Origin of the sequence: Parabacteroides sp. MSK.9.14 (genome assembly GCF_019041495.1) — a bacterium.
Classification (GTDB): Bacteria; Bacteroidota; Bacteroidia; order Bacteroidales; family Tannerellaceae; genus Parabacteroides; species Parabacteroides merdae.
Genome location: NZ_JAHPXO010000066.1, coordinates 1 through 8,349 on the forward strand (window position 1 = coordinate 1; position 8,349 = coordinate 8,349).

6 protein-coding genes and 1 tRNA gene are annotated in these 8,349 nt (G+C 47.6%); 1 reads left to right on the forward strand and 6 read right to left on the reverse strand.

Annotated features, from left to right (window positions below; all coding sequences use genetic code 11):
- Positions 1-660: 660 nt before the first annotated feature.
- The 6 genes from KTG12_RS20580 to mltG all read right to left on the reverse strand — a co-directional run bounded on the left by KTG12_RS20580 (position 661) and on the right by mltG (position 7,923).
- Positions 661-3,084 (reverse strand): alpha-L-rhamnosidase C-terminal domain-containing protein, encoded by a 2,424-nt coding sequence (locus tag KTG12_RS20580; protein WP_022321839.1) that lies wholly within the window; start codon positions 3,082-3,084, stop codon positions 661-663.
- Between the two features lie 102 nt (positions 3,085-3,186).
- Positions 3,187-3,975 (reverse strand): 4Fe-4S binding protein, encoded by a 789-nt coding sequence (locus KTG12_RS20585; protein WP_046452692.1) that lies wholly within the window; start codon positions 3,973-3,975, stop codon positions 3,187-3,189.
- Positions 3,976-3,980: 5 nt separating this feature from the next.
- Positions 3,981-4,490 (reverse strand): TlpA disulfide reductase family protein, encoded by a 510-nt coding sequence (locus KTG12_RS20590; protein ID WP_022321842.1) that lies wholly within the window; start codon positions 4,488-4,490, stop codon positions 3,981-3,983.
- Positions 4,491-4,494: 4 nt separating this feature from the next.
- The gene (locus tag KTG12_RS20595; protein WP_022321843.1) at positions 4,495-5,079 is read right to left on the reverse strand and encodes an indolepyruvate oxidoreductase subunit beta; all 585 of its coding nucleotides are present in this window, start codon (positions 5,077-5,079) and stop codon (positions 4,495-4,497) included.
- Positions 5,076-6,674: a thiamine pyrophosphate-dependent enzyme gene (locus KTG12_RS20600; RefSeq protein ID WP_138273491.1), complete on the reverse strand. Its 1,599-nt coding sequence runs from the start codon at positions 6,672-6,674 to the stop codon at positions 5,076-5,078. The genes KTG12_RS20595 and KTG12_RS20600 overlap by 4 nt, the downstream gene beginning before the upstream one ends.
- 220 nt (positions 6,675-6,894) lie before the next feature.
- Positions 6,895-7,923 carry an endolytic transglycosylase MltG gene (gene mltG, locus KTG12_RS20605; RefSeq protein WP_195286880.1) on the reverse strand — a complete coding sequence of 343 codons (1,029 nt, stop codon included), beginning with the start codon at positions 7,921-7,923 and terminating at the stop codon, positions 6,895-6,897.
- A gap of 280 nt (positions 7,924-8,203) precedes the next feature.
- Between mltG and KTG12_RS20610 the strand changes: the two genes are divergently transcribed.
- Positions 8,204-8,290 (forward strand) — tRNA-Ser (locus tag KTG12_RS20610).
- Positions 8,291-8,349 lie beyond the last annotated feature (59 nt).

Genomic DNA, 8,349 nt, shown 5'->3' on the forward strand with positions numbered 1-8,349 from the left:
CTTCTCGCTCGAATGCGGGTGCAAAAGTAATTCTTCTAATACAAACTTCCAAATGGTTTGAAAACTTTTTTATACGTTCTTTATCTGAAATGAGATATTATTATATGGTACGCATGTGCGAGAAATGATACAGCATTTTTTACAATAACCTACTGTTTTTCTATTTCGATCCTCAAAACGGATGATTTCAAATTGACTTTTCTCTGCTAAAATCCTGCTTTTTGTGACATACGCATAAAAGACCTGCCTACCTCATCTCAAAACCATATATTTTGTCAAGCAAGCCTCCCTTATCCTACACATTCCGATAAACCTTAACTTTCGGAGAATCGAATATTTGGATCCGGACAGGGAGACCGTACGGAAACAGGTTAGAAAATAGTGGCTATTTTTGAGGGACCAGACACCTCATCTCCATGACGACGGTCCTCATCAATACGACGACCGTCTTCATCGCCGTGAAGTGCCGAACTCGTCATACACAAAGTCGGACTTCATAGCAATGAAGACGGTCGTCATGGTAATTATCTGCGCATCTTACGGGATAAATCGTTTTTCAATCTCTTTTAAGCCCGAAAAAAAGTATGTCAAATGCAACTTGATTCGAGCTTCTTTTCTGTTTTCAGGATCACTTTAAACAATAAGGGGAAGCCTGATAACCTATTCTACCGTTAAGACCTGTTCACCGGATTTGAGTTGATATTCTTTTCCTTTCCAAACGAAAACACCATCCGTACCCGTCGGCAATATAAGACGTGCCGTCAGTTTACCCTTCTTATCGAGTTTGTAGGAAGCAGTCACACTACCCACTGGATGCGGCATCGTACCTGACACTTCTTTCAGGTCACCCAATGACGGAGCGATACGGATAGACTTGAAGCCCGGTGCATTACTGTCTATACCTAACAAGATACGGAAAAACTCAATGTTAGGGCTGGCTCCCCAAGCGTGGCAATCGGAACGGGTCGGTTCGGGCATCTCCGCCCAAGTTGTTAGCCCCAATGCCATCTGGTCTCGCCAAATCTGCAGATTGTCGAGCAGGTGATCTCCCATACCGGCAACCTTCAATGCCTGATGCACATAATAACGGAAGTAGATTGTCGCCTGTATCAATGACGAATCGTTCAATGTACGCTCCATCACCCTCGTAGCCTCCTCGCCTGTCACGATACCAGCCAGTATAGCCAACGAGTTGACATGTTGCGAGAAACTTCGGTGATCATAAGTATCGGCAAACAATCCCCGGGTAGCATCCCAGTATTTCTCCCGGATCGTTCCCCGAATCGCAGAAGCGATCTGTGTATAATGATCCGCTATCGACGGGATGCCGAAAGCCCGTTCCATTTCAGCAGCCGATTCGAGCGTCAAGATATACACCAAGTCCTGAAAAGCAGAATTCCCATCCTTTTCACGTACAGGCTCGCCCGACTGGAAACCGGCAGCCCAGTCGGCAAAGAACCAATGCGGTACATACCCTAGGCTATGATCTCGCTTCAACCACTGCTCGTACCAAGAAAGTACCCCACGATAAGCAGGCAGCAAAGTCTTCATATAAGCCTCATCCCCACGGTACATCCAGTAGTCATGTCCCATACAAATCCACCAAAGCGAGAAGGAAGAAATGAACTGATGTAAACTCGACGGGTAGCGACTCATCGTAATTCCATCTGCTACGACCGACTGCCTCCCCTGCTCGATTGCATTCTTCACCATATAAGCATCATGCGTATTATATAAGGTAATCATCGCCTGGATACGAGTATCGCCGAAATACTGTAACTGCTCGTAATAAGGGCAATCCATATAAGTCTCGTTCGCACAAAGACGTGCAGTACGCCAGCCTATCTCTAGCATCTTGTTCAACTCGTCATGTCCGGGTGCAGAAAAAGCGATCTCGCATCGGAAAGGATAAGCAGAGAACGTACCATAGACATCTTCCAGTACAAGCGGTTCGTCAGCGGTCGAGATCGTCAGATCCACATAACGCCACGTACGCCACCAAAGAGTGGTAAAATCGCGCCCCTCGCCCCCGTCGGCAATCACTTTATCTTCATACCCTATGAATCTTTTACCTTCTACCTCATCACGGTTTCCCTTTGCCGGAAGCGAATAAGATTTAGTCGTACCCTGCTCCTTGCCTTCATACAGAGCTTCGGCATAGGCAATCGTAATTTCAGCATTCTTGCCGCGACTAAACAAAAGGGAAAGATAGCCCGTTGTCAGCTTGCCATTGTCAAGCAGGAGATGCACCTTGCTATTTGCAGGAACCGTCAGTGAAGTTTTTGTTTTCAGGAATCCGGCAGGAATCTTCACCCCCTCGGATATACGCACAGCCTCAAAACGCTCAGACAGCAAGTCCATCGGGGGAATTGGACAAGGAACAAGCAGGCGTCCAGGATAGTCGCGCGATCCCTTCACTCCTCCCTCGATTCCCGTGTGGGCAGGCAACCACTTACTATCATCGTAAGCAGACTGTTCCCATCCCCAAGGATACTTCGACGCAGAAAGAAGTTCGCCAGGCCCCGCCACATAATAGCCTAAGACAGGCTTGTGCCAAGGAGCATAGGCTTCGTTCTTCATGCACAGCCAGGAAGCATCCGTATTGACCACAGTCTCAACCTCCGTATTTCCTTGTAGAAGGAATCCAGTCTGATTAAAGCTGATCTGTGCAACCGGCTTCTGCTCGGCATAATTCCAGATCACAGCTGCCAACACGTTTTTTCCCTTTATCAGGTAAGGAGCCAGATCGACCGTTTCAAAATTCCAGTTATAGATATCCCCACGTGCAGGTCCAAGTGAGACAAAACGGCCGTTTAAATAGAGCTTGTAACGATTGTCAGCCGTCACATGAACAATAAAACGGGATGGGACTTCATCCAGTTCGAACGTCTTGCGCATGTGGTAGACGCCATACACATTGGCAGGTTCTCCTGGCATGGAAATCCAGTGTGCTTTCCAGCGTCCGGTAAGAAGTTCGGGATTGATGTCAGTTTGTCGGTAACCTTCCAAACGGATCTGGGCGTCAAGCGACAGACTACAAAGCATAAAAAGAAAAATCAGTACACGTGTCTTCATTCGATACATTGGTATTAGATATTAAACAAATAAGGATATAGGCAAAAGCCGATCCCTCGGTTCAGAAACTGAATCTCCGTGGAATCGGCTATTAACTGATATTTTAGAAAATCAAATAAACAACTCCGGTTCGCGGCGGACACTAAAGTTCTTATGCAGCATCGCTGTATAAGGAGTATCAAACGTACGGGCACCTTCGGGACATTCCTTCACACAAGCACAACACTTGATACAAGTCGCCGGGTCACTGAATATACGGTCATCGACAATCGAAATAGCCGATACGGGGCATACATCGATACAATATTCGCATTGCGTACACAAGTCCTCATCCGTCACTGGAGCCTGCGGCGTGGAAGGGCCTTTCACCTTGTAGGGAAAATTACCTTTCATCTCCAACGGCTTCAGGCAAGAAAGTTCGTCCACCTTTTCGAGCTTCTCCTTGATGGCACGTCCGAACCTGACGGCAGCTTCATGATCGGCCTCATCGGGACGCCCGGCGGCGATGGGCATATCCTTACGGCTGAAAGAATGCTCTCCCACAAAAGCACCTGCCGAAACAGGGACAAAACCGGCATCGACTAACGTGTCGGACAATTCCTTCAACGCATCCTCGTAATCACGGTTACCGTAAACCACGACCGGAACGACCGGAGCCTGATGAGCATGGAAAGCCCGGAGGCGCTCCATCGCCGTTTCGGCTACACGCCCACCATAGACGGGAGCGGCCACGATAGTCAGTTCATCATCATGGATCTCAAGTTCTTCCGCCGGAGCATCATAAGTAATGTCCGACTCCAGCAATACGTCACCACTCAGTCCTTCCGCAATCGCATAAGCAGTCTTAGCCGAAGTATGCGTCGGAGAGAAATAAATGATATGTACATTCTTATATTCCATATTCCTTATTTTAAAGCTGCTTCAATCCTTTTCATCAGTTCAGCAAATTCCTCGTCGCTATAGCCTTTGGTCGCATATACCACTTTACCAGTCTTGTCAACCAGATAGCTACGCGGGATCAGATTTTTGGCAAATGCGCCATAGATAGCCCGGTTCTTATCAGGATATAAGGGAAAGGTAAAACCTTTCTTTTCGTTATACTTCTGCAATTCAACGTCTGTATGCTCACGCCCGATCACCAACAGGACGAAATCTTTGTTGTCCTTATACTTCGGCCAGAGCATCTTTTGCACCTCTGCAAGCTCCTTCTGACAAGGAGGACACCAGGTTGCAAAAAAATTTACCAAGATCACTTTTCTCTTCAAAGAAGAAGAAGGCACCTGCGTACCATTGTCGTTCACAATCGTAAAAGCCGGCATCTGTTGTCCTTCTTTTACAAGATCACCACTCTCATCCTGCGCCTTTACAACAAAAGCAATGAGAGCAAAAAAGGCAAGGAATACATACTTTTTCATTTTATTACTTTTGCATGCTCTGTGCTACATCGTAGCCTGCTTTCAGAGCCTTAAGGTTCATTTCTACGATTTCTTCGCCTTTACGTCCGAAGATGCGGCGGATACCATCAGCAATCTTATCATATTCGATGCCAATAAAGGGGGCAGCGGCTCCCAGCATCACGATATTGGCCGCACGAACGGAACCCACCTCCTTGGCGATAGCTTCCACATCCAGCACGACCTTATGCGGCAGTTTCTCCAGTTCTTCATTCACATTTCCCATCTCCGGATAGTTGGGGATGTTGATGAACGGCTGCGAATTGGTCACCAGCCACCCGTCCTTCTTCAGATAAGGCAGATAGCGGAGCGCTTCCATAGGTTCGAGCGAGATGATCAGGTCAGCCTGTCCTAGTGGGATCAGGTCAGACGCAATCGGCTGGTCGGACAGGCGGAGGTTTGACTGCACATCCCCCCCACGCTGGCTCATTCCATGAACTTCGGCTTGCTTCATATACAAACCTTCTTTTAACGCGGCTTCTCCGATAACGGCAGCGATGGAGAGGATGCCCTGTCCTCCCACACCGGATAATATGATGTCTGCTTTCATTTCCTGCTTGCTTTTTTCTTTCTTGTTAATGTCTGGATACATTCACGACGGGGAATCAAGACGGATACGCCTTTATATTCGATCTCTTCACGAATGATCGCTTTCATCTCGTCGTAGTTCTTCTTCAAAGGAACCATGACGCGGATATGGGCCGGATCAACACCGATACCGGCACAAATCGATTCGATACGGCCTGTTCCTGCTGAATCCTGTCCACCAGTCATAGCCGTTGTCTCGTTATCGGAAATAACGATCGTGATATTCGTGTTTTCATTGACGCAATCAAGCAAGCCAGTCATACCGGAATGCGTGAATGTCGAGTCGCCTATCACCGACACTGCGGGATAAACGCCCGCATCGGAAGCTCCTTTAGCCATCGTGATGGAGGCTCCCATGTCGATACAAGTATCGATCGCCCGGAAAGGAGGCAAAGCCCCTAACGTATAACAGCCGATATCACCGAACACTTTGGCTCCTTTGTACCCGGCCAGAACCTCGTTCAGCGCTTCATACATATCGCGATGTCCGCACCCCTGGCACAATGCAGGCGGACGTTGTTCGACAACCTCCGGAGTGGCATAGTAGCTCTCGATCCGCTTACCCAGCGCCTTACCGACAGCATCGGGAGTCAGCTCACCGTCGCGTTGCAATGTTCCGTCAAGACGGCCATGCACCTGGATACCAATCCCAAGGAAACCTTTCAGTTGCTCCTCGACTACCGGATATCCCTCTTCGAGTACAAGGATTTCCTTGCATTCACGAACGATCTTTTCGACCATTTTGCGAGGTAACGGATACTGGCTGATCTTCAATACCGGATGTTCAAAACCGTCAGGATAGTTCTCCGAAAGATAGTTGAACGCAATACCGGTCGTAATGATGCCGAGCTCCTTATTCGGACCGTCGAAATAGGCATTATAAGGTGAGGCTTCAGAAGAAGCGGTAAACGTATCCTGCGCCGCAATCAACGTCTTAAAGCGCTTACGAGCTAGTGCAGGAAGAAGGATGAAACGCTGACGTCCATCTTCGGGCGTATGCATTTTGTTTTCCACCTTTTGTTCACGTCTGACCACACCTGCACGGGAATGGGCCATACGGGTAGTGATACGCACCAAAACGGGATAGCCCAGTTTTTCGGATAATTCAAACCCGTCATATACCATGTCGTATGCTTCCTGCTGGCTGGCCGGCTCAAGCATCGGGATCATGGCAAAGTTGCCATACATACGGTTGTCTTGTTCATTCTGTGAAGAGTGCATCGAAGGATCATCGGCTGTAATGATAATCATACCACCATTGACACCGCTCATAGCAGCATTCATAAAACAGTCGGCGGCAACGTTCAGCCCCACATGCTTCATACAGCAAAGAGCCCGCTTGCCTGCGTAGCTCATACCCAACGCAGCTTCCATTGCAGTTTTTTCATTCGTGCTCCAACGGCAGTGAATCCCCCTTTCCTTTGCGACGGCCGAACCCTGTATGAATTCGGTTATCTCGGTCGAAGGGGTCCCCGGATAGGCGTAAACACCGGACAGACCGGCATCGATAGCAGCTTGTGCCACGGCCTCATCCCCTAAAAATAGATGTTTTTCCATGTAACGTTTATTTTGTTTTACTTGATTTTGCTTCTGTTATCTTCCCACAAAGATAAGACTTTTACCCATACCCGCAACAACCAAGCTATATTGGATTTTTAGTTTCATAGGCATGATACTGTTGTTTCCCTATGGTGGAACTCTCGTTTCCTTATAATGGCACTGCCGTTTCCCTATAATGAAACGATCGTGGCATACCGGGAAAATGTTTCCATATTGCCTACCGGATTTTCCGTCTGTTCAATTCTGCCCGGTAGCGGTTAGCATTACGATTATGCTCGGCAAGAGTGGCCGCAAAATTATGCCGTCCGGAAAAATCTTCCTTCGCGCACATATATAGATAGTTATGCTTCATGTGGTTCAACACGGCATCCAATCCCCTAATAGTCGGGATACGGAGTGGTCCGGGAGGAAGTCCGGCATGTTTGTAGGTATTGTAGGGAGAATCGATCTCCAGATGCTCGAACAAAATGCGCTGGAGAGAGAAATCTCCCACGGCAAACTTCACGGTCGGATCCGCCTGAAGGGGAATGCCCCGCTGCAAGCGATTAATATATAGACCTGCTACAATAGGATATTCGTCTACGGCAGCCGTCTCTTCTTCCACAATAGAGGCAAGAATGGCAACTTCGACCGGTGTCATCCCAATTTCTTTCGCTTTTGCCAAGCGAGCGTCATTCCAGAAAATCTTATATTCACGCTGCATACGCTGCATCAACTTCTCAGCGGAAATATTCCAGTATACCTCATAAGTATTCGGAATAAACAGCGCAAGGATCGTCTCAGTCGTAAAACCTAATGATGCACAGTAGACGGAATCAACAAGCAATGGTAGCAGATCATCCTCCTCGATCATTAACTGCCCGGCAAGTCTTTCGGCCAGATCCAACTTGAAGCGTATATTATTAAAGGTGATTCGAGTAGCTTCCTGATGCCCCCGACGCAGGTTGTTAAGCAATGCCAGGTTATTCATACCCGGCTCCACAGCATAACGTCCGGTACGCATATTGGTGGGATATTTCAGCATTCCGGCAAGCTGCTTGAAACTCCCGATACGCCGGCAACCGGCAGAGTCGACCAACTGGCGACAGAGATCGCCAAAATCTTTCTTCTCGTCAATATAAACATATACAGTCTTGCGCGGCTCGAAATCAGGTGCAAGTATCAAACAGTATGCCCAGAATCCCACACCTGCTAACAGGAGGATGATAAACGAGAGGATTCCAACAATGAGAGTATGCTTTCGCATCTTTTTTTTCTCCATATTATATATAGTCTGCTGTATCTCAGAACCGGCCACAAAAATAATATCTTTTTCCCGAATGCCCTACCTCTTTCTAACTTATTCCAAGCATTGCAATCGGGAAGAAAAAAGTGTTCACTTTTGTAGGATTGAAAACCTCTGATTGCCAATCATGTGCAAGAATAAGTCTTTTTTCTTTTAAAATAATACACCAAATGCTTTGTATATTTAAAAACTTAAGCATATCTTTGCAGCGCAATTCAAGGAAATGAAGCGCAAAACTCATGGAAGTGTGGGTGAGTGGCTGAAACCACCAGTTTGCTAAACTGACGTACGGGTAACCGTACCGGGGGTTCGAATCCCCCCGCTTCCGCTCCAAAGGGGCTGTCCAAAAAGTCGGATAGCCCCTTTTGCTATTGTTTATTTCGGTAA